The sequence below is a fragment of the Chlorobium sp. N1 genome (assembly GCF_004332115.1).
Lineage (GTDB): Bacteria > Bacteroidota > Chlorobiia > Chlorobiales > Chlorobiaceae > Chlorobium.
Genome location: NZ_SJPA01000003.1, coordinates 102,980 through 122,813 on the forward strand (window position 1 = coordinate 102,980; position 19,834 = coordinate 122,813).

Sequence of the window (19,834 nt, forward strand, 5' to 3'; positions counted from 1 at the left end):
CCCAACACATGAGCATGAACAGCATCAAAGCGAACCGGGTCATACTTCTTCTCATCGTCCTTTTCATCTCGGCGCTCTTTTTCGCCATGATCCGCTATTTCCTGATGGCCATTTTCCTGGCGGCCATCTTTTCGGCGCTCTCCATGCCGATGCACGCCCGCTTCCTCCAGTGGACCGGCGGGCGCAAGGGACTCTCGGCGGGACTGACGATGCTCGTGCTCTTCCTCATCGGCTTCCTGCCGCTTGCCCTCCTGCTCACCATCGTCGCCATGCAGGCGGTGCACATCAGCAGCCAGGCCGTCCCCTGGATGCAGCAGATCCTCGAGCCGGCATTCCTTGCCGACCGGTTCCGTTCCCTGCCGTACTATCCGGAGCTCGTTGCCTACCGTGAGGACATCCTGCAGCGGGTGGGGGAGATCGCCTCGAAGACCGGTTCGGTGCTCTTCAAGACGCTCTTTTCGTTCACCTACTCGGCCGTCAACGAGCTCTTCCTCTTCACCATCTTCCTCTACACGATGTTCTTCTTCCTCCGGGACGGCAAGCCGCTCCTCGAGCAGATCCTCTACTACCTGCCGCTTTCCGACAGCGACCAGCACCGCCTGCTCGACAAGTTTCTCTCGGTGACGCGTGCCACCATCAAGGGGACCATGATCGTCGGTATGGTGCAGGGCGGGCTTGCAGGACTTGCGCTGCATTTCGGGGGGATCGAGAGCGCACTTTTCTGGGGGACGCTGATGACCGTCCTCTCCATCGTTCCGGTGCTTGGCCCGCCCCTCATCTGGGTGCCGGCCGTCATCTCGCTCGCCGCTTCGGGGCGCTTCCCGCAGGCTGTCGGCGTAGCGCTCTTCTGCGCCATCGTCGTCGGACAGATCGACAACATCCTCCGTCCGATCCTCGTCGGACGCGACACGCGCCTGCACGAGCTCTTCATCTTTTTCGGCACGCTCGGCGGCATCGGTCTCTTCGGGCTGTTCGGTTTCATTATCGGCCCTATCATCGCCGCCCTCTTCATGACGGTCTGGGAGATGTACGGCGAGGCCTTCAGCGATTCGCTCCGCGACATCAAGCAGCGCAGCGCGGTCTGAGGCGTGCCGGGGGCTTCCCCGGGGCGGGGACGGCGGCAAGGCCTTAGAGGAAAGGAACGGGTTTAAACAGAGGAGGCCGTCCCGGCATGGCAGGGACGGCCTCTTTATGCGTACGGGCTTCCGGTCGGGCTCAGTTCGAGCGGACCACCTCTTCTGCGGCGAAGAAGAAGCCTGCCTCGACGGCGGCGTTCTCGGCGGAGTCCGAGCCGTGGATGATGTTCTCGCCCTTGCTGTCGGCATAGAGCTTGCGGACGGTGCCCTCTGCGGCTTCTGCCGGGTCGGTGGCGCCGATCAGGGTGCGGAAGTCCGCGACGGCGTTCGCCTTCTCGAGGATCATCGGAACGCAGGGGCCGCTCGACATGAAGTCGACCAGCTCGCCGTAGAACGGACGCTCGCGGTGTACGGCGTAGAACTCGCCTGCGGTCTCCTTGGTGAGGCGGGTCTTCTTCATGGCAACGACGCGGAATCCGGCGCGTTCGATCTGGTTGATGACGGCTCCGATCAGCTGCTTCTTGACGCAGTCGGGCTTCAGGATGGTCAGGGTTCTTTCCATTGCGGTTGGGTGGTTAACGGTTATGGGTGCGGAAAAACAAAACGCCTGCGAAGATACGAAAAAACTCAAGGAATCCGCCATTCGGCAGGTCTCAGGCTTCGTCGATCTTTTGCAGGAGCTCCTTCATCGGCTGGTAGGTGACGGGCAGGAAGTCGCTGTAGGCAAGGAGTACCGTGCCTTCTTCGTCGATGAGCACGTAGGCGCGCTGCGACATGCCGAGGAAGCCGAGGACTCCGTAGGCCTGGGCTGTCTTTTTCGCGCTGTCGCTGAGCAGCGTGAAGGGGAGTTCATGTCGTGAGGCGAAGCTTTTGTGGGACTCCGGGCTGTCGGCGCTCACACCGAGCACCTCGATGCCGCGGCGGGTGAACTCCGTGACGTTGTTGCGGTAGTCGCAGAGCTGCGCGGTGCAGACCGGGGTGTCGTCTCCGGGGTAGAAGACGAGCAGCACCTTGCGGCCCCTGAAGCTCTTGAGCGAGATCATGCGGCCTTCGCCGTCGGGGAGGGTGAAGTCGGGTGCGGGGGTTCCTGTTGCGATCATCTCGGTTCCTGTTCTCTGTGTTTTCTGTTGATCTTTTCGGCTGTTTCGCCATCGAACTCTACAAGAATGCGCCCGACGCGCTGTCCGTTCATTTTGATGACGCGGAAGAGCGTGCCGTGCCAGCGGAGTGCATCGGAGACGGCGGGGACCTCGCCGAGCCGCGTCATCATGAACCCGCCCATGGTGTCGTAGGGCGGCTCCTTCTCCTCGCAGAACTCCTCGGGGCTGAGCCCGAAGGCCGAGAGGAACTCGTCGACCGGGAGCAGCCCGTCGACGATCCAGGTCCGGTTGCTCCGGCGCATGATGCGTTTCTCGTCGCGTTCCACGTCGTCGGCCGGCACGTCGCCGACGATGCTTTCGAGCACGTCGGTCAGGGTGATGGTGCCCTGCACCGAGCCGTGCTCGTCGATGACGAGCGCCAGGTGCACCCGGTTCTTGCGGAAGAGCTCGAGCACGTGGAATGCCGGCACCGATTCGGGAACGAAGAGCGGCGGCTTCATGGAGGCGCGGATCGCCTCCTGCATTCCTCCACGCCCTCCGAGCTCGAAGCTCACCAGGTCGACCGAGCGGACCACGCCCTGGAGGTTGTCGAGGCTGCCCTCTCCGACCGGGAAGCGGGATCGGCCGCTCGACATGATTGCGGCCGTCAGTTCGGCGTCGCTTTTTTCCAGGTCGAGCCAGTCGGTTTCCGAGCGGGGGGTCATCATCGCGCTGGCACGCTTGTCGCTGAGGCGGAAGATGCGCGAGACCATCTCATACTCGACGGACTCGAAAATGCCTTTTTTCGCTCCCTGGCGGATGAGCAGCATCACGTCCTCGTCGCTGACCAGGGGCTTTTCGCTGCTCCTGATGCCGACGACGGCGAGGATGAGGTTGGTCGCGCCGTTGATGACGGCGACGGCCGGGGCGCTCAGGCGGCAGAGCAGGTCGATCGTCCGGGCGATCTTGAGCGCGATCTTCTCGGGGTGCTGCAGGGCGATCTTTTTCGGCGTCAGTTCTCCGACGACGAGGGTGAAGAAGGTGACCCCGACGACGACGAATCCCATGGCGAGCTGCGAAGCATAGGGTTCGAGCCACGAAACCTCCGCGATGGAGGCCGCCAGCGGGGCGGAGAATGCCAGGCCGCTGAATGCGCCGGCAAGCGTGCTGACGAGGGTGATGCCGACCTGGACGGCGGAGAGGAAGCGACCCGGGTTTTCCATGAGGGCGAGGGCCGTCGCAGCTGACTCGTGGCCGGCTTCGCGCAGCTCATGCAGGCGGGTGGCCCTTGAGGAGATGATGGCGAATTCGGCCATGGAGAAGAACCCGTTGGCGGCGATGAGGCAGCAGAGTATGAGGGCTTCAGGGAGTGCGGAAGGCATAAGCATCGGTTCTTGTTCTTGTGCGCCTGCGGGCCGGCGGCTCGGGCGCTCTCCGGGTGCGGTGGATCCAGCCTTTAAAATAACAGTTGACGGGGATTTATTTTATGCGTAAGATTTATGCGGATATATATAAACCGCATACGCATATCTGAACAGGGGCTGGAGGTCCCGTAGCATGGGCATCCGTTTTCGGGCGCTGCTGCCGCTCCCGATCGTATTCATCCTTGCCTCCTGCGGCTCCGGCGACCTTGACGCCGGCCGGAGTGCCGAACTGTACCGCCAGGCGCATGAACACAGCCGGAAGGGGGAGTACCGCCAGGCGCTCGAGGCATACTCCCGCGGGCTCGAGGGAGCCGATCTTTCCGCACCGACCCCCGGGGTCGTCGGGGCGCTCGACGAGAAGCGCCGCCTGGAGGGGCTCGTCGGTTCCTACGCCGACGCGTTCGCCACGGCCGACCGCCTCCTGGCCCTGCCGGAGGGCAGCCTCGAGGACTCCCTCCGGACCGGCATTGTTCTTGACCGTTCGCGATGGCTCGGCGAGCTCGGCCGGTTCGACGAGGCGGCCGAGGAGCTCGGGGCGCTAGCGGATCCCTCCTCCGGCATGCTTCTGCTCGAGGCCTCCCTCGCGCTGCGCGCCGGACTCGACGACAGGGCCGAGTCGATCTACCGCGAGCTTGCCGAGCGGGGGAGTGACGCCCTCATGCAGATGAGGGGCTGGTCGGGGCTCATGCAGTGCCGGGCGAGCCGGCCCGGTGCGACCGATGAAGCGCTTGAGCCGATGGCGCGCCGGGTCGTTGCGCTTTCAGGCAGGGTGATGTCGATGAAGGGCCGTCCCGTCGAGCGGCTGCAGGCGCTCCGCCACGGTGCGGCCGCCCTGCAGCTGACCCTGAAGCATCGCCGTGATGCCAGCTTCCTCCTTTTCCGGGCGCTTTCGATCGCCAACGGCGAAGGCGGGCCGTTCCTCCGGGAGGTGCTGCGGCTGGAGTCGAACGCCGCCATCGTGCGGAAGGTCGACCCGTTCAGGGAGTCCGCCTCGTACTTCGAGATGAAGAACATGCCCTACGGGCGGGCGATGGCGCTCTTCATGCTCTCCCAGAGCGACGGTGCCGATGCCGCCGAGCGGACACATGCGCTCGAGGACGGCTTTGCCGCCGCCCGTGACGCCGCCCCTCCATGGCCGCGACGCTGGATGCGGGAGCTGGAGGCAGGCTCGCTTCTGCGCCTCAACGGCCTCCTGCTCGAGCAATCCAGGATCTTCGAGCTCTTCGACGCCCTCCAGCAGTCCTCCATGCTCAACCTCTCCCGATCGCTCATCCGCCGGGCGGACCGTTTCCGGGCGGAGGGCGCTTCGGCCGACACGGTGGCGGCGACGGTGCGCTCGCTGCTCCAGGATATGGGCGGCTTGCGGCAGCGGAAGGCGGAAATGCTCGCCGAGGCCTCCGGTGAGGAGCGTCGGCGTGCCGCCGACCGGTCGCTCAACATGAAGCACGGCCAGCTGCTCGAGCTGCTTTCCGGCCTTCGCACCTCCTGTCCGGTCGCCTCCGAAGCCCTTTCGCTGAACCCCGTGACCCTGCGGACCGTCCAGCATGCCCTCCGAGATGACGAGGCGGTCCTCGCCCCGGTCTTTTCCGACAGTGCGGCCGCACTCCTCGTCATCGGTCGCCGCAGCGTGCAGGTTGCCCGGGCCCGCGAGCCCTTCGTAGGCCGGCACTCCGCCGCATCCCTTCCCTCCCGGCTGCACCGTGAGCTCGCCTCGGCTGTTTCGGCCGACGAAATGCATGGCGGGGAGTGGGAGTGGTTCGTTTCGAGCATGGGCAGGCCTGCCGCCGAGGCTCTGAAGAGCTATCGGCAGGTCATCATCGTTTCCGACATGATGCTGCCGCTGCATCTCGTCAAGGGAGTCGGGGACCCGTCGTCCGAGAGACGGGTTTCCTACCTGCATTCGTTCAGGGAGTTGGTGATTCTCCGCAGCAATTCCGTGCTTCCGCCGGGCTCATCGGAGATCAGTTTCTACGATGCCCCCGACCCCGACGGTCCTGCGGCGCACAAGATGTTTTCTCCCCGGGACAGGGTTTTCATCACCTGGAAGCCTTTCAGCGAAGAGGATCTCGAGGGGATGAAGCGGGAGATCGGCGAGGCCATGCAAGAGACGGTCTCGGGCTCGGTGGCACTGCAGGCGCTGCGTCGCAGCGACCCCGGGAAATGGTCGGCCGTTTCGGCATACGGTGTGCAGTAACCTCCTTCATCGTGCCGGGTTTTTCTTTTGGAATCGATCCTTTCAGGGCGGTTTCGGTTCTGATTTTTCCTGATATGGGCCGCTTTTCTGTTTTTCTTATTGCTACTTCCCTTTGTGTTTTTGTAAATTATGTGTAGTGCCTGTTCTACGCTTTCCCCATAGTCAACGGCAACCCCCTGAACAGCGGTTATGCAGGAACCCCTAACGCAGGACACCCCATCCGGCAGCTCCGTGCTGTCCCGCGTCGCTACTGAACTCAAGGCTTCCCGCATCCAGCGCGGGCTTTCGATCGACGATGCGAGCAGGATACTCCTCATCCAGAAGGCGCATCTCGAGAAGCTCGAAGCCGGAGATTTCACCTTCTTTCCCGGCGCCTACATCTTCGCCTACATCAAGGAGTATCTCCGCGAGATGGAGCTTGGCGACGAAGAGCTTCTCGACGCATGCCGCCGTGAGCTTTCGGTCTCCACCGGCCTGAAGCGCAGCCCTTCCTCCGGCGGCCGGTCTCCGGAGCTCTCCGCAGACTTCCGCCCGACAAGACTGCAGGCGGCGTTCGATTTCCTCCTCGGCAGGCCAAAAGCGGCGGCCCTCGTGGCCGGCACCCTTCTGGTTCTTCTCGTCGTAGCGCTGGCATCGGGTTTCTTCCGCTCTCCCGAACCCATGCTCGCCCCGGCTCCGGAGCCCTCGTCGGCCGTGATGCCCGACTCCGCCCTCGCGCCTGCAGCCAGGGTCGAACCCTCCGTCACGGAGCCCGCACCGGTCCCTCTCGCCCCAAAGGCGGCGCAGTCTGCCGAAGCCGTCGCCGCTCCGCTCAAGCCCTCTCTTCCGCCCGCTCCTTCGCCCGCAGCCGAGCCGTCCTCACCGCTTCCGGACGCTGAGCCCTCCTCTGGAATCGATAATTGAGATAAAAAAAGTCTCATTTATCGGAATTAATTGTTATCCTGAAACATTGATGGCTCGAAGGCCTTTTTCTTTATGGAGGGCCATTCACAATTGTCACGTACGCCGTCGCGGCTTCGAGGCCTTCCGGGCCGCGCATCTCGTCCGGGCGGGGAACGTTGCGTTGTGATTCCAGCAGTTTATTCCCTATTATCCATTTTTTCCGGATCCTGCCGCATGCCGGCGGGCCGCTACAAGCGCACTGCAGATGAAGATCCATGACGACATAACCTCAGCCGTCGGCAATACGCCGCTCGTGAGGCTCAACTCCGTTACGGAGGGGTGCCGGGCCACGGTGCTCGTGAAGCTCGAGTCGTTCAACCCGATGTCGAGCGTCAAGGACCGGGTAGCCCTCGCCATGATAGAAGACGCCGAGCGGTCGGGCCGCCTCGCTGCGGGAACGACCATTATCGAGCCGACGAGCGGCAACACCGGCATCGGTCTCGCGTTCGTCTGTGCGGCAAGGGGGTACCGGCTCATCATCGTCATGCCGGATACCATGAGTGTGGAGCGGCGCCGGCTGATGCAGATCCTCGGGGCCGAGCTGGTTCTCACGCCCGGCTCGGGCGGAATGACGGCGGCCATCGCTGAGGCCGAGCGCCTTGTCGCCGAAATCCCCTCCGGCCTGATGCTCCAGCAGTTCACCAACCCCGCCAATCCTGCCATGCACCGCCGCACCACCGGCGAAGAGATATGGCGCGACACGGAGGGTTCCGTCGACGTGTTCGTCGCCGGGGTCGGTACTGGTGGCACCATCACCGGCGTCGGCACGCTCCTCCGGGAGCGCAACCCCGATGTCCGGATCGTCGCCGTCGAGCCTTCGGAGTCCCCGGTGCTCTCGGGCGGAAGCCCGGGTCCGCATCGGATCCAGGGGATCGGGGCGGGTTTCGTGCCGTCGGTCCTCCGCCGCGAGGTGATCGATGAAATCGTCCGGGTCGACGCAGACCGGGCCGGAGCGGTGGCCAGGGAGCTTGCCCTGAAGGAGGGCATCCTTGCCGGCATCTCATCCGGCGCGGCGCTGGCCGCCGGGCTCGAGGTCGCACGCCGCCCCGGGATGGAAGGCCGCACCGTCGTCGTGCTGCTTCCCGACAGCGGGGAGCGTTATCTTTCGACCTGGCTCTTCGGGGAGCCGGAAGCCTGAGCGAACCCTATATAGTCAGTACAACCAGAATCGAGAGCAGTTCACATGAAGGCATATTTTGACAACAACGCCACAACCCCCCTGCACCCGGAGGTGAAGAAGGAGATGGCGGCGGCGATGGAGATGTACGGGAACCCTTCCAGCATGCACGCTTTCGGCCGCGAGGCCAAGGCGAACGTTGAGGACGCCCGCCGCCGTGTCGCCCGTTTCATCAACGCCGACGAGCAGGAGATCGTCTTCGTCGGGAGCGGTTCGGAAGCCAACAACACCGTGCTTTCGCTTTTCGTCTGCGCCTCGGCGCAGTGCATCCCCGGTACTACCGCACGCGGCACCATCATCACCACCAAGATCGAGCATCCCTGCGTGCTGGAAACCTCGGAGTGCCTCATGCACCGCGGGGTGAAGGTGAAGTTCCTCGATGTCGACCCTTACGGCCGCATCGACCTCCAGCAGCTGAAGGAGATGCTCAACGACGATATCGGCCTCGTCTCCGTCATGATGGCCAACAACGAGATCGGCACCATGCAGGACATCGGCACCATTACGAAGATGGTCCACGAGTGCGGCGCTTTCATGCATACCGATGCCGTTCAGGCGGTCGGCAAGGTGCCGGTCGACGTGCGCGAGCTCGACGTGGACTTCCTGACCATGTCGGCGCACAAGATCTACGGCCCGAAAGGGGTTGGCGCCCTCTACGTCAAGCACGGCACCCCCTACTGCCCCCTCATCCGGGGTGGCCACCAGGAGCGTGGCCGGCGCGCCGGTACGGAGAATACCCTCGGTATCCTCGGTCTCGGCAAGGCGGTCGAGATGCGCGCCCTTGAAATGGAGGCCGAACACGAGCGGCTGCTCGGCTTCAAGCAGGTGCTCCGGAAGGGTATCGAGGAGCGCATCCCCGATGTGCATTTCAACGGTCATCCGACCGAGTCGCTTTCCGGAACTCTCAACGTCTCCTTCCCCGGTGCGGAAGGAGAGTCCATCCTGCTCTATCTCGACCTCGAGGGCATCGCCGTCTCGACCGGTTCGGCCTGCGCCTCGGGCTCGCTCGACCCCTCGCACGTACTCCTGGCGACAGGCGTCGACGCGGAGCGGGCGCACGGTTCGATCCGCATCAGCATGGGCAGGGAGACCACCGTTGAGCATGTCGAGCACCTGCTCAACGTGCTTCCGGGAGTCATTGAAAGAATCAGAAACATGTCAACGGCATACATCAAAGGAGGAACACATGCTGCAAGCAGGTGAGTGGGCATACAGCGAGAAACTGAAAGAGCACTTCATGAACCCGAAGAACATCCTCCAGGGCGAGGACACCGATGCGTTCGACGGGGTCGGCATGGAGGGCAACCTGCAGTGCGGCGACCAGATGATGGTGGTCATCAAGGTCGACAGGGACAAAGAGGTCATCACCGACTGCCAGTGGAAGACCTACGGCTGCGCCAGCGCCATCGCAAGCACCTCGATCCTCTCCGAGATGGTCAAGGGGATGACGCTCGAGGAGGCCTTCAACGTTTCGCCGAAGGATGTGGCCAAGGAGCTCGGCGGGTTGCCGGAGAACAAGATCCACTGCTCGGTACTCGGCGACAAGGCGCTTCGTGCCGCCATCAACAACTACTATGTCCGCAACGGCATGGAGGACAGGGTGATGGAGGAGAAGGCCAAGATCGTCTGCCAGTGCATGAACATCACCGACCATGACATCGAGGAGGCTGTGCTCGAGGGTGCGCGCACCTATTTCGAGCTGCAGGAGCGCACCAAGCTCGGCACCGTCTGCGGCCAGTGCAGGGACGAGGCCGAAGGCCTGCTTGAAAAGTACAAGCACCTCCACTTCGGGGCCTGAGCGTGCCGACGGACATGGCACGCTCGTTCCACATCGAGACGTTCGGATGCCAGATGAACGAGGCGGATTCCGGCATCATATCCCGCATACTGCTTGAGGCCGGATTCCACCGTTCGGAGGGCGAAGAGGACGCCGGCGTCATTCTCCTGAACACCTGCGCCGTGCGCGAGAACGCCGTCGAAAAGATCGGCAACCTCCTCCAGCACCTGAAGGGGGCCAAGCGGCGCCGCCGTTCGCTTCTGGTCGGCGTGCTCGGCTGCGTGCCCCAGCATCTCCGCGAGGAACTCTTCGGGCGTTTTCCCGCCGTCGACTTCATCGCCGGCCCCGACACCTACCGCCGGCTGCCCTCGCTCATCGCCTCTGCCGGATGCGGATCGCGTCCCGCGCTTCTCGACTTCGACCCGACGGAGACCTACGAGGGGGTCGGGCAGGTGAGGAAGAGCCCGGTCAGCGCCTTCATCCCCGTCATGCGCGGCTGCAACAACATGTGCGCCTTCTGCGTGGTGCCCTTCACCCGGGGCCGTGAGCGCAGCCAGCCGCTCGGGATGGTCGTGGAGGAGGCCCGCGGGCTTGCAGCCGCCGGCTACCGCGAGATAACCCTGCTCGGCCAGAATGTGAACTCCTACAGCGATCCTCTGTCCGGGGCGGATTTCCCGGAACTGCTCGGCGCCGTGGCCATGGCCGCGCCGGATCTCAGGATCCGCTTCACCACCTCGCATCCCAAGGACATCTCCCCGCGGCTCGTCGAAACGATCGCCCGGAACCCGAACATCTGCCGGCAGGTGCATCTGCCGGTCCAGTCGGGATCGGACCGCGTGCTGCGACTGATGAACCGCGGGCACGGCGTCGAGGACTATCTGGAGAAGATCCGCATCATCCGCAGGGCCCTGCCGGGCGTGAGCCTTTCGACGGACATCATCGCCGGCTTCCCCGGCGAGAGCGAGGAGGACCATCGGGCGACGCTCGAGCTGCTCCGGACCGTCCGGTACGACTCCGCCTTCATGTTCCACTACTCCTCGAGGGAAGGCACCTTGGCCGCCAGGACCCTCGAGGACGACGTGCCGGAAGCGGTGAAGAAGCGGCGCCTGCAGGAGATCATCGAGCTGCAGCAGTCCGTTTCGCTGGAGCTGCATCGGGAGCTCGTCGGCACCGAGGTCGAGGTGCTCGCCGAATCGGAGAGCCGCCGCTCCTCCTTCCGCCTGCTCGGCCGTACCGACGAAGGCCAGGCGGTCGTGTTCGACCGGGGGGAGTGCGTGCCGGGGGACCTGGTTCGGGTGAGGGTCGACTCAGCCACTTCGGCCACCCTCAGCGGGCGCCGGACGGGCCTCATTCGGGCTTTTTTATCTTGAGTCGTATTCGTAAATTGGGGTTTAGACAGGACTCATCTAAACCGCCTTTTTAGCAGGCCCAGGAGAGAAGTAACGCATGCCATCCACCCCAGGTACCGGATTCATCAACAAAGTCAGGGCTCACATCGAGCTGCTCGATCCCGTCACCTGGATCAGCGTTTTCCCTTCGCTAGCGGCCGGAGCCATGGCTTCGGGCCAGATGCATGCGACTCCGCACGATTTCTTCATCCTGCTGCTGCTCTTCCTGATGTTCGGCCCCCTCGGAACCGGCTTCAGCCAGGCCATCAACGACTATTACGATCTCGAGCTCGACCGGGTCAACGAACCCGGCCGTCCCATTCCCTCCGGCAGGCTCAGCGAGAAGGAGGCCGTCTGGAACAGCATCGCCGTCTTTACGCTTGCACTCTCGAGCGGCATCTGGCTCTGGCTCCACTTCGGGGGCGTGCGGGGCGCGATTGCACTCACCGCCATCGGCATCTCGCTCGTGCTGGCCTACATCTACTCCGCTCCGCCTTTCAAGCTGAAGCAGAACATCCTGCTTTCGGCCCCCGCCGTCGGCATCGCCTACAACATGCTGCCGTTCCTTGCCGGCAACGCCCTTTTCAGTGACATCCATCCCGAGACGCTGTGGATGGCCGGCCTGAACTTCTTCATGGGGGTGGCACTCATCATCATGAACGACTTCAAGTCCGCCAAGGGCGACCTCGAGAGCGGCCTGAAGTCGATGACGGTGATGATCGGCGCGAAAAACACCTTCCTCGTCGCCTTCGTTCTCATCGACGGGGTCTTCCTCGGGTTCTCCTGGATTGCCTGGCATCTGGGTTCGATGCTGCTCTTCTCCATCGTGCTCGTAACGCTTGCCGTCAACATGGTCATCCAAGCCCTGCTCTACCGCGATCCCAAGGGCGGACTCTCCTTCATGCAGCATGCCGTCGACGACGGATTCGGCAACGCCATCGGCAAGAGCGACGTGCAGGAGCACAACACCTTCCTTCGCTACCAGGTCGCCAACAACCTGCTTTTCCTCATCATCCTCTTCATCGCCGCCGGCATGGTGGGCGTGAAGTACATGTACCAGTGAACCGCCCCCACGGGCTTTTCCCCAACCTCTAAACGGAGGGTGTTCCCATGACCGAAACCGCCACCTGGTTGGGGCTCCCAGCCTACGGGCACAACCTGCTCGTGACGCTCCTGACCTTCGTCTACGTTTTCAGCGTCCCTCCGCTGATGGACTACCTGGTCTCCAGCAAGGGCCTTCCGCGCGACATCAGCCGCAAGATCACCCACATCGCGGCCGGCTCACTCATCGTCTTCCTTCCCCTCTATGTCGACGGCGACTGGTCGCAGTACCTGAACGTCTCGGTCTACGTGGTATGGGCGCTGCTCTTCATCCAGAAGGGGCTCTTCGCCGCCGATGACGACCAGGCCATCAAGACCATGACGCGCACCGGCGACAAGCGCGAGCTGCTCAAGGGGACCCTCTACTTCGTCCTTGTCGGCATCCTCTGCGGAACGCTCTACTACAAGCAGTTCGAAGGCGTGCTGGCCATGGCGATCCTCGGCTGGGGCGACGGCCTGGCTCCCGTCGTCGGCACCCGCTACGGCAGGCTGAAGTACCACGTCTTCAGCGAGAAGAGCGTGGAGGGGAGCCTGGCTTTCCTCCTGGGCAGCCTCGCCGCCGCGGCATTCTTCGTCTGGCTCATCGTGCCGGCTTCGTTCGACTTCCAGAGGATCCTGCTCATCTGTCTCGTCGCGACGGTGGTCGAAGGGGTGAGTCCCAGAGAGATCGACAACATCCTGATTCCCGCCGCGGTCCTCGGTGCCGTGCAGCTGATCTGAGGTGGCGGTGAAGGAGTCGGTCTATTTCGTCAGCGATCTCCACCTGGGGCTGCAGGAGCCCCTGGAGGAGGAGCGGAAGCTCCGGGCCTTCGCCCGCCTTGCAGACATGGCCGTAAGCGACGGCGCGGCGCTCTACATGCTCGGCGACGTCCTCGACTACTGGATGGAGTTCCGTAACGTCGTGCCGAAAGGCTTCACCCGTTTTTTCTGCATCCTCCGCCGCCTGGTCGACGCGGGGGTCGAGGTGCGCTGGCTTGCCGGCAACCACGACTTCTACCTCGGCTCTTTCATCGAGCGTGAGCTCGGCGTAGGGACCGGCTACGGGATGGAGGAGGTGGAGCACGGCGGCAGACGCTTCCTCATCGCCCACGGCGACGGGCTCGGGGAGGGGGATCTCGGCTACAAGCTCTTCGCACGCTTTGCCCGCAACCGTTTCAATCTCGGCCTCCTCACCCTCTTCCACGCCGACCTGGCAACCGGGCTGATGCGCTGGCTCTCGCGCCTCAGCCGCGACCACAAGCCCGTAAACCTCAGCTACGAGAACGATCGATTGCTGAATTTCGCCCGATCGCTGGCGACCGAGCGGGATTTTGACTATTTTCTCTGCGGCCACAACCATGTGTTGGGGGAGCACGAGCTTCCCGGCGGCAGGAGCCGCTACGTCAATCTCGGATCGTGGATCGATGGAAGCACGCCCTATGCGGTCTACCGCGAGGGCAGTCTCAGGCTTCTCGACCTGCAACCTTAACCACCAGATCTTTTTTCCATGAGTGAAGCAAACAAGGTTCTCAAGCTCGGCCTGCCGAAAGGAAGCCTCCAGGATTCAACCCTCGACCTTTTCGCGCACGCCGGCTTCCATTTTTCCGTCCAGAGCCGTTCCTATTTCCCCTCGATCGACGACGACGAACTTGAGGCGATCCTCATCCGAGCCCAGGAGATGGCACACTACGTAGAACTCGGAGCCTTCGACGTCGGCCTGACCGGCAAGGACTGGATCATCGAGACCGATGCCGATGTCGTAGAGGTTGCCGACCTCGTCTACTCGAAGGCCTCCATGCGCCCGGTGCGCTGGGTGCTCGCCGTTCCGGAGAGTTCGCCGGTGAAGTCGGTGAAGGATCTCGAGGGCAAGCACATCGCCACGGAGGTGGTCAACATCACGAAGAAATATCTCGAGTCGAACGGCGTGAAGGCTTCGGTCGAGTTCAGCTGGGGCGCTACCGAGGTGAAGCCACCGGATCTTGCCGACGCCATCGTCGAGGTCACCGAGACCGGTTCGTCGCTGCGTGCCAACAAGCTGCGCATCGTCGAGACCATCCTCGAGTCGAACACCAAGCTGATCGCCAACCGCCAGTCGTGGGAGGATCCCTGGAAGCGCGAGAAGATCGAGAGCATGGCCCTTCTCCTCGAGGGAGCCATTAATGCGCAGGGCAAGGTGGGTCTGAAGATGAACGCCCCGAAATCCTCGCTCGAGAAGATCACTTCGATCATTCCCGCGCTCCGCCAGCCGACCGTCGCGCATCTTGCCAACAACGACTGGGTGGCCCTCGAGGTCATCGTGACCGAAAAGATCGTCCGCAAGCTCATCCCGGAGCTGAAGCGCGCCGGCGCCGAGGGCATCTTCGAGTACGACATCAACAAACTGATCGACTGAGCTCCGCCTGGCGAGGGGCCCCTTTCGGTGCCGCTCGCCGCTCGGTGCGCCAACCAGCCGGCCGCCCCGACGGGCGGCCTTTTTTATCCTTGCGCATGCCTGAATTCTACCAGCCGCTGGTCCTCGGCCTCCTCCTCCTCTTTTTCGCTATCCAGCTGGCGAACCGCCGGGAGCTGCCCCTCCTTCCCCCTGCCGGGACGCTCGGGCCGAAGGTGTCGGTGCTGGTGCCTGCGCGCAACGAGGAACGCTCCATAGAGGCGTGCCTCCGCTCACTTCTTTTGCAGGATTACCCGGATTTCGAGCTTCTCGTACTCGACGACGCCTCGAGCGATGCCACCCCGTCGATTCTGTGCCGCCTCGAGGACGAATCGGGCGGACGGCTCCGCGTGCTCAGGGGCGAGCCGCTCGAGGAGGGCTGGCACGGCAAGAGCTGGGCCTGCCACCAGCTGGCGCGCCAAGCTTCCGGCGAACTGCTGCTCTTCACCGACGCCGATACCCTGCACCGTCCCGATGCGCTATCCCGCGCGGTCGGCGGACTCGGCCAGGGAGGGGGCGACATGCTCTCGCTGACCCCGCGTCAGGAGCTCGGCTCCTTTTCCGAGCGGCTCGTCGTCCCGCTTGTCAACGTCGTTCTCATGAGCTACCTGCCGCTGCGGCTTGTGCGCACCTCCCCGAACCCTGCATTCTGTTTCGCCAACGGGCAGTTCATCCTCTTCCGCCGTGCGTTCTACGAGCGGCTGGGTGGGCACGCGGCGGTGCGCAGCGCCCTCGTCGAGGACGTCTGGCTCTGCATGGCCTCGAAGCGTGCCGGGGGGCGGGTGCTCTCCTTCAACGGCACGGACGCCGTCAGCTGCCGGATGTACCGCAACTTCAAAGAGGTCTGGGAGGGGTTCTCCAAAAACCTCTTTGCCGGCCTTGGAAGCAGTACGGCCGGACTTCTCGCCTTCGTCCTCCTTACCTTCGCCCTCCATGTCGCCCCATGGGGATTCCTCGGCTACGCCCTTCTTGCGGGGGAGTACGGCCTCTTCCCATTCGCGCTGCCCCTCCTGCAAATCGCCCTCGTGCTCCTTGGACGCGTGCAGGTCGCCCGGCGTTTCCGGGAGCCTTTGCGGCTCGCGTTTTTCGACCCGCTGGCCCGCTCGCTTCTCATCGCCATCGCCCTCAATTCCCTCTACCAGGCCCGCTGGGGGGGCGGCTCGCTCTGGAAGGGGAGGCGGTACCGATTTTCCTGAGCGGGCGGATTGGCCAAAGGCGATAAATTTTTTTAAATTCCTCCACTGCCGTTTCCCTTCAATCAATTTCAAAAGGACCAGCCTCATGGGTTTTCTATCAAAACTGTTCGGTAAGAAGGAAGAGGTGCTCGAGCTTCCGAAGGTTCGTGAAGACGACAATCTCATAAAGACGCTCGAAGGACATCTCGACAGGGTGCTCGGCGTGAAGTTCAGTGCCGACGGCAAGAAGCTCCTCAGCGGCGGATTCGACGAGCTGGTGATGCTCTGGGACGTGGAGTCCTCGAGCCCGATCCATACCATGAAGGGCCACGAGACCTGGGTGGAGTGCATCGACTACAGCCGCGACGGCCGGTGTCTCGCCAGCGGCAGCACCGACAGCACCGTCAGGATCTGGGACGCCGAAAGCGGCCAGTGTCTGCATGTCTGCAAGGGGCACGACACCGCGGTGCGCATGGTCGCCTTCAGCCCTGACTCCGCAACGCTCGCCAGCTGCTCGCGCGACACCACCATCCGGATCTGGGATGTCGGGAGCGGAGCCGAGAAGAGCCAGTTCCGGGGCCACAAGTCCTACATCGAGTGCCTCGCCTACAGCCACGACGGCCAGAAGATCGTCAGCTGCGGCGAAGAGCCTGTCGTGAAGGTATGGGACGTTGCATCCGGAAAGAACACCGCCAACTACGAGACCGGCGACAACCTCTCGCACGCCGTCCTCTTCAGCCCCGACGACTCACTGATCGCCCTTGCCGGCCGCAACGCCAAAATCCGCATCCTCAATGCGGAAGACGGCTCGGTCGTCCGCGTGCTCGAGGGCCATGAGGACGCCGTGCGCGGCCTTGCCTTCAGCCCCGACGGCAAATACCTGGCCAGCGTCTCCAACGACGAGTCGCTGCGTCTCTGGAACGTCGCCGATGGCCGGCTCCTGCATACCTACCGCGGCCACGTCCTCGAGGTCCAGTCGGTCGACATCTCGCCCGACGGCAAGACCATCGTCACCGGCAGCGACGACCGGAAAATCAAGCTCTGGGCCGTTACCGAAACCCCCTGATTCGCTGTTTTCCCATCCTTTTCCTGCGCTTCACCCGATATTTTTGTGAAATACTACACCGATATTCGGGGCGAAGCGCAAAACCCTCTTTTCGAATAAAAAGAGAGTGCGTACATTATGGTTAAGGGCGTCGCATGGGCGCGCCCGGTCGAAACGCCGGATCTTCCGGCAATAAACACATGAGGACCATATGGACAATCAGGTTGAAGGCACGGTAAAGTGGTTTAACGAAGAGAAAGGGTACGGTTTCATCCAGCAGGGCGAAGGCAAGGACGTGTTCGTGCATTACAGCGCAATCAACGGTAGCGGACGCAGGACTCTTATCGAGGGACAGAAGGTCTCGATGGAGGTCACCCAGGGCGAGAAAGGGCTCCAGGCGGCCAATGTCACACCTCTTTGATCTTTAGCCGCGAGCAGCGGCAGCACACCCCCAGCGAACTATCGTATTCCGGACCGGTCGAGGCGCTCTGCCTCCGGCCGTTTCCGGCAGGTGCCCCCGCCCGAGTGCGAGGGGTGGTGCTCCGGTGCGTCCGAACGGCCCGATATTGGTATGGAGATCATACTTCTTGACATCGGCAACGTGCTGGTCCGGGTCGACTTCATGTCGTTCTCCCGGGCCGTGGCGGTTCCGCGCGAGGGCGCGGCCGAAGCGGTTCTGGCGAAATACTGCTCCGGGGATCTCAAGGCCCGTTTCGATACCGGGCGCATCGACGCCGGGGCGTTCCTCGCCCTCCTGTCGGCCGATCCCCTGGTCCGCCGGTTGCCGGCAGGGGAGCTTGCGCTTGCCTGGCAGCGGATCTTCAAGCCGCTTCCGGGCGCGGCGGAAGGCGTTGCCGCCCTCGCCAAACGGAGCCGCATCTGGATCATGAGCGATACCGACCCCCTGCACTTCGCCGCTCTCATGGAGCGTGTTCCCCCGCTACGGGACCGGGAACGCTACTGCCTCTCGTTCCGCCATGGCTTCCTCAAGTCCTCGCCCGAGGCATTCCGGCACGTGCTTCAAGACTCCGTCCTCGATCCCGCATGCTGCACGCTCGTCGACGACCGGGCTGAGAACTGCCGGGCTGCCGGGGAGGCGGGGATCCGGAGCCACTGCTTCACCTCCTGGCCCGAAGCGCTCCGGGCACTCGACGGAGGTGCAGGGTGAGCCGGCTTGTGATCGATCCCTCGGAGGTGGAGCTTCGCTTCATGCGTTCCGGCGGTGCGGGAGGGCAGAACGTCAACAAGGTCGAGACGGCCGTGCACCTCTCCTTCAGCATCCCCGCCTCCTCGCTCCCCGATGGGGTGAAAGAGCGGCTCCTGCAGCTGAGGGACCGGCGGATATCACGCGACGGGGTGCTTGTGCTGAAGGCCCAGCGCTACCGCTCCCAGGAGAAGAATCGGGAGGACGCCCTCCAGCGGCTGCAGCTGCTGATAGACAGTGTTGCCGATGAGCCGGTGAAAAGAAAGCCGACGAAGAAGACGAGAAGCTCGGGCCTCAGGAGGCTGGAGGAGAAAGGGCGCCGCTCGGAAAAGAAAGCGCTCAGGGGGAAGGTCGAGGGGCCGTAGCCGCCCCGTTTACCCCGAACCGGGGGCGTTACATGAGCGGCGCGTTCGTGGTCTCGCCTGAACCTGCCACGAGGATGCTGCGGTCGTCGAGCTTGGCCTTCAGGAGGCTGACCTCGGCGAGGAAGTTCGCCATCTCGGCCTTGACGACGATCCTCGAGGAGGTCTTCCTGAGCTGGGTGAGCGGATTGAGGTGCTTGCCGTTGTGGATGATGCGGAAGTCGAGGTGCGCGCCGGTCGAGTTGCCGGTCGAGCCCACGTAGCCGATGATGTCGCCCTGCTTGACCCTCGCTCCGTAGCGGGTCTTCACGGCGTAGCGGCTGAGGTGGAGGTACTGCGAGTGGTACCCGCCGGGATGGGAGAGGGTGATCATGTTGCCGGCTCCGCCCTTGGGGCCCTTGAAGATGACCTTGCCGGCCGCGGTGGCGCGTACCGGGGTGCCGGTCGGGGCCGCCAGGTCGACGCCGCCGTGGAAGTGCCGGGTGCGGAAGATCGGGTGGACGCGGTAGCCGAACAGGCTGGAGACCCGGCGGTAGCGGCAGGGTGCGGCGAAGCGCGCGATGCGCTCGACCGAGCGGCCCCGTTCGTCGTAGTAGCCCTCTTCGCCTTTTGCGTTCATGTAGCGGTAGGCGCTGTAGGTCGTGCCTGCGAGGGTGAGCTCGACGGCCAGGATCCTGCCGCTGCTGATGAACGAGTCCTCAAGCCACTGCTCCTCGAAGAGGACGCGGTAGGTGCTGCCGGGCGGGATGTCGCGGCGGAAGTCCACGCGCGAGGAGAGCAGCTTCTTCATGCCTGGCAGCAGGCCGGCGCGTCCCCGTGCGCTGAGCGAGGTGGAGAGGTTCTGCTCGACCATGCCTTCGAGCGCCACGGTGCGGGTACTGTACTCCTTCATCTCCTTTTCGGCGTGGAAGGCCTCTTCGGCGCTTCCGCGGGCGACATGGATCACGGTTGCGCGGTCCTGGTAGTAGGAGAAGCGCAGGAGGGTGCCGTCGAGGTCTTTTTCGGTCTCGTAGGCTTTGCCGGGCCGCAGCGAGCGGGGGCTGAACTTGCCTTTCAGCTGCTGGCTGATTTCGTGGATCTGAAGGGGAGTGATGCCCTGGGCCCTGAGAATGGTGTAGATCGACTGGCCGGACTTTACGGTGTGGTTCTCGATGTTCGTCTCTGTTTCCTGGGGCGTCTCGTCGATCCGGACGGTCTCCGAGGCACCGGTGACGCCGAGCTCGTCGACGTAGCCGCTGAAGCCGGGAATGAGGGTGTAGGCGAAAAAGACCGCCACGAGGGTTCCTGCAAGGAACGGCAGCCAGAAGGCGGGGGTTGTGTTCTTTCTGATAGGTGTCAGCCAGGCTGAAATGTTCCGTACTAACTCATGGAGGAGGTGCATAGGGTCTCGTTCGGTCTCTCGGGCACACCGGGCGCCGGTAATTTCTGGGGGTTGCGGTAATTTACTATTTTATTTCCACACATGGAACTCCCGGCGCCTTTT

The 19,834-nt window shown here is 63.5% G+C and carries 20 protein-coding genes; 16 read left to right on the top strand and 4 right to left on the bottom strand.

Annotated elements, in window-relative coordinates; translation table 11 throughout:
• The first annotated feature begins 14 nt into the window (after positions 1–14).
• Entirely contained in the window at positions 15–1,085 is a 1,071-nt protein-coding gene (locus E0L29_RS05880; RefSeq protein ID WP_131356185.1) for an AI-2E family transporter, read from the top strand.
• Between the two features lie 130 nt (positions 1,086–1,215).
• Here E0L29_RS05880 and E0L29_RS05885 read toward each other — a convergent pair whose 3' ends face one another.
• From E0L29_RS05885 to E0L29_RS05895, 3 genes are all read right to left on the bottom strand, one after another.
• Positions 1,216–1,638: a nucleoside-diphosphate kinase gene (locus tag E0L29_RS05885; RefSeq protein ID WP_131356188.1), complete on the bottom strand. Its 423-nt coding sequence runs from the start codon at positions 1,636–1,638 to the stop codon at positions 1,216–1,218.
• 91 nt (positions 1,639–1,729) lie between these two features.
• Positions 1,730–2,176, bottom strand: coding sequence for a peroxiredoxin (locus tag E0L29_RS05890; RefSeq protein ID WP_131356192.1), 447 nt, complete (start codon positions 2,174–2,176; stop codon positions 1,730–1,732).
• A complete protein-coding gene (locus E0L29_RS05895) occupies positions 2,173–3,537 on the bottom strand; it encodes a hemolysin family protein (RefSeq protein WP_131356195.1) in 1,365 nt (454 codons plus the stop codon). Before E0L29_RS05895 ends, E0L29_RS05890 begins: the two co-directional genes overlap by 4 nt.
• Positions 3,538–3,712: 175 nt before the next feature.
• Here E0L29_RS05895 and E0L29_RS05900 point away from each other — a divergent pair, with 175 nt between their 5' ends.
• The 15 genes from E0L29_RS05900 to arfB all read left to right on the top strand — a co-directional run bounded on the left by E0L29_RS05900 (position 3,713) and on the right by arfB (position 18,354).
• Positions 3,713–5,773: a hypothetical protein gene (locus E0L29_RS05900; RefSeq protein WP_131356198.1), complete on the top strand. Its 2,061-nt coding sequence runs from the start codon at positions 3,713–3,715 to the stop codon at positions 5,771–5,773.
• 189 nt (positions 5,774–5,962) lie between these two features.
• On the top strand, positions 5,963–6,676 hold the full coding sequence (locus E0L29_RS05905) for a helix-turn-helix transcriptional regulator (RefSeq protein ID WP_131356201.1): 714 nt from the start codon (positions 5,963–5,965) through the stop codon (positions 6,674–6,676).
• A 244-nt stretch (positions 6,677–6,920) separates the two neighbouring features.
• Positions 6,921–7,853, top strand: coding sequence for a cysteine synthase A (gene cysK, locus E0L29_RS05910; RefSeq protein WP_131356204.1), 933 nt, complete (start codon positions 6,921–6,923; stop codon positions 7,851–7,853).
• A gap of 45 nt (positions 7,854–7,898) precedes the next feature.
• Positions 7,899–9,095: a cysteine desulfurase family protein gene (locus E0L29_RS05915; RefSeq protein ID WP_131356207.1), complete on the top strand. Its 1,197-nt coding sequence runs from the start codon at positions 7,899–7,901 to the stop codon at positions 9,093–9,095.
• Positions 9,079–9,690, top strand: a complete 612-nt coding sequence (locus tag E0L29_RS05920) for an iron-sulfur cluster assembly scaffold protein (protein WP_131356211.1) — start codon at positions 9,079–9,081, stop codon at positions 9,688–9,690. The genes E0L29_RS05915 and E0L29_RS05920 overlap by 17 nt, the downstream gene beginning before the upstream one ends.
• Before the next feature lie 14 nt (positions 9,691–9,704).
• A complete protein-coding gene (gene miaB, locus E0L29_RS05925; RefSeq protein ID WP_131356215.1) occupies positions 9,705–11,039 on the top strand; it encodes a tRNA (N6-isopentenyl adenosine(37)-C2)-methylthiotransferase MiaB in 1,335 nt (444 codons plus the stop codon).
• A 76-nt stretch (positions 11,040–11,115) separates the two neighbouring features.
• Positions 11,116–12,120: a (bacterio)chlorophyll synthase gene (bchG, locus tag E0L29_RS05930; protein ID WP_131356218.1), complete on the top strand. Its 1,005-nt coding sequence runs from the start codon at positions 11,116–11,118 to the stop codon at positions 12,118–12,120.
• A gap of 47 nt (positions 12,121–12,167) precedes the next feature.
• Complete coding sequence (locus E0L29_RS05935) at positions 12,168–12,878, top strand: phosphatidate cytidylyltransferase (RefSeq protein ID WP_131356221.1); 711 nt, start codon at positions 12,168–12,170, stop codon at positions 12,876–12,878.
• A 1-nt stretch (position 12,879) separates the two neighbouring features.
• Positions 12,880–13,626: a UDP-2,3-diacylglucosamine diphosphatase gene (locus E0L29_RS05940; protein WP_242664296.1), complete on the top strand. Its 747-nt coding sequence runs from the start codon at positions 12,880–12,882 to the stop codon at positions 13,624–13,626.
• Positions 13,627–13,644: 18 nt separating this feature from the next.
• The gene (gene hisG / locus E0L29_RS05945) at positions 13,645–14,529 is read left to right on the top strand and encodes an ATP phosphoribosyltransferase (protein ID WP_131356223.1); all 885 of its coding nucleotides are present in this window, start codon (positions 13,645–13,647) and stop codon (positions 14,527–14,529) included.
• 95 nt (positions 14,530–14,624) lie between these two features.
• Positions 14,625–15,761, top strand: a complete 1,137-nt coding sequence (locus E0L29_RS05950) for a glycosyltransferase (protein WP_131356227.1) — start codon at positions 14,625–14,627, stop codon at positions 15,759–15,761.
• 85 nt (positions 15,762–15,846) lie between these two features.
• Positions 15,847–16,806, top strand: a complete 960-nt coding sequence (locus tag E0L29_RS05955; RefSeq protein ID WP_131356230.1) for a WD40 repeat domain-containing protein — start codon at positions 15,847–15,849, stop codon at positions 16,804–16,806.
• A gap of 190 nt (positions 16,807–16,996) precedes the next feature.
• On the top strand, positions 16,997–17,206 hold the full coding sequence (locus tag E0L29_RS05960; RefSeq protein ID WP_131356233.1) for a cold-shock protein: 210 nt from the start codon (positions 16,997–16,999) through the stop codon (positions 17,204–17,206).
• A 150-nt stretch (positions 17,207–17,356) separates the two neighbouring features.
• On the top strand, positions 17,357–17,953 hold the full coding sequence (locus tag E0L29_RS05965) for an HAD-IA family hydrolase (RefSeq protein WP_131356237.1): 597 nt from the start codon (positions 17,357–17,359) through the stop codon (positions 17,951–17,953).
• Between the two features lie 8 nt (positions 17,954–17,961).
• Positions 17,962–18,354 carry an alternative ribosome rescue aminoacyl-tRNA hydrolase ArfB gene (arfB, locus tag E0L29_RS05970; RefSeq protein WP_278248903.1) on the top strand — a complete coding sequence of 131 codons (393 nt, stop codon included), beginning with the start codon at positions 17,962–17,964 and terminating at the stop codon, positions 18,352–18,354.
• A 28-nt stretch (positions 18,355–18,382) separates the two neighbouring features.
• On the opposite strand, the gene E0L29_RS05975 is transcribed toward arfB, so the two are convergent.
• Complete coding sequence (locus E0L29_RS05975) at positions 18,383–19,732, bottom strand: peptidoglycan DD-metalloendopeptidase family protein (protein WP_131356244.1); 1,350 nt, start codon at positions 19,730–19,732, stop codon at positions 18,383–18,385.
• Positions 19,733–19,834 lie beyond the last annotated feature (102 nt).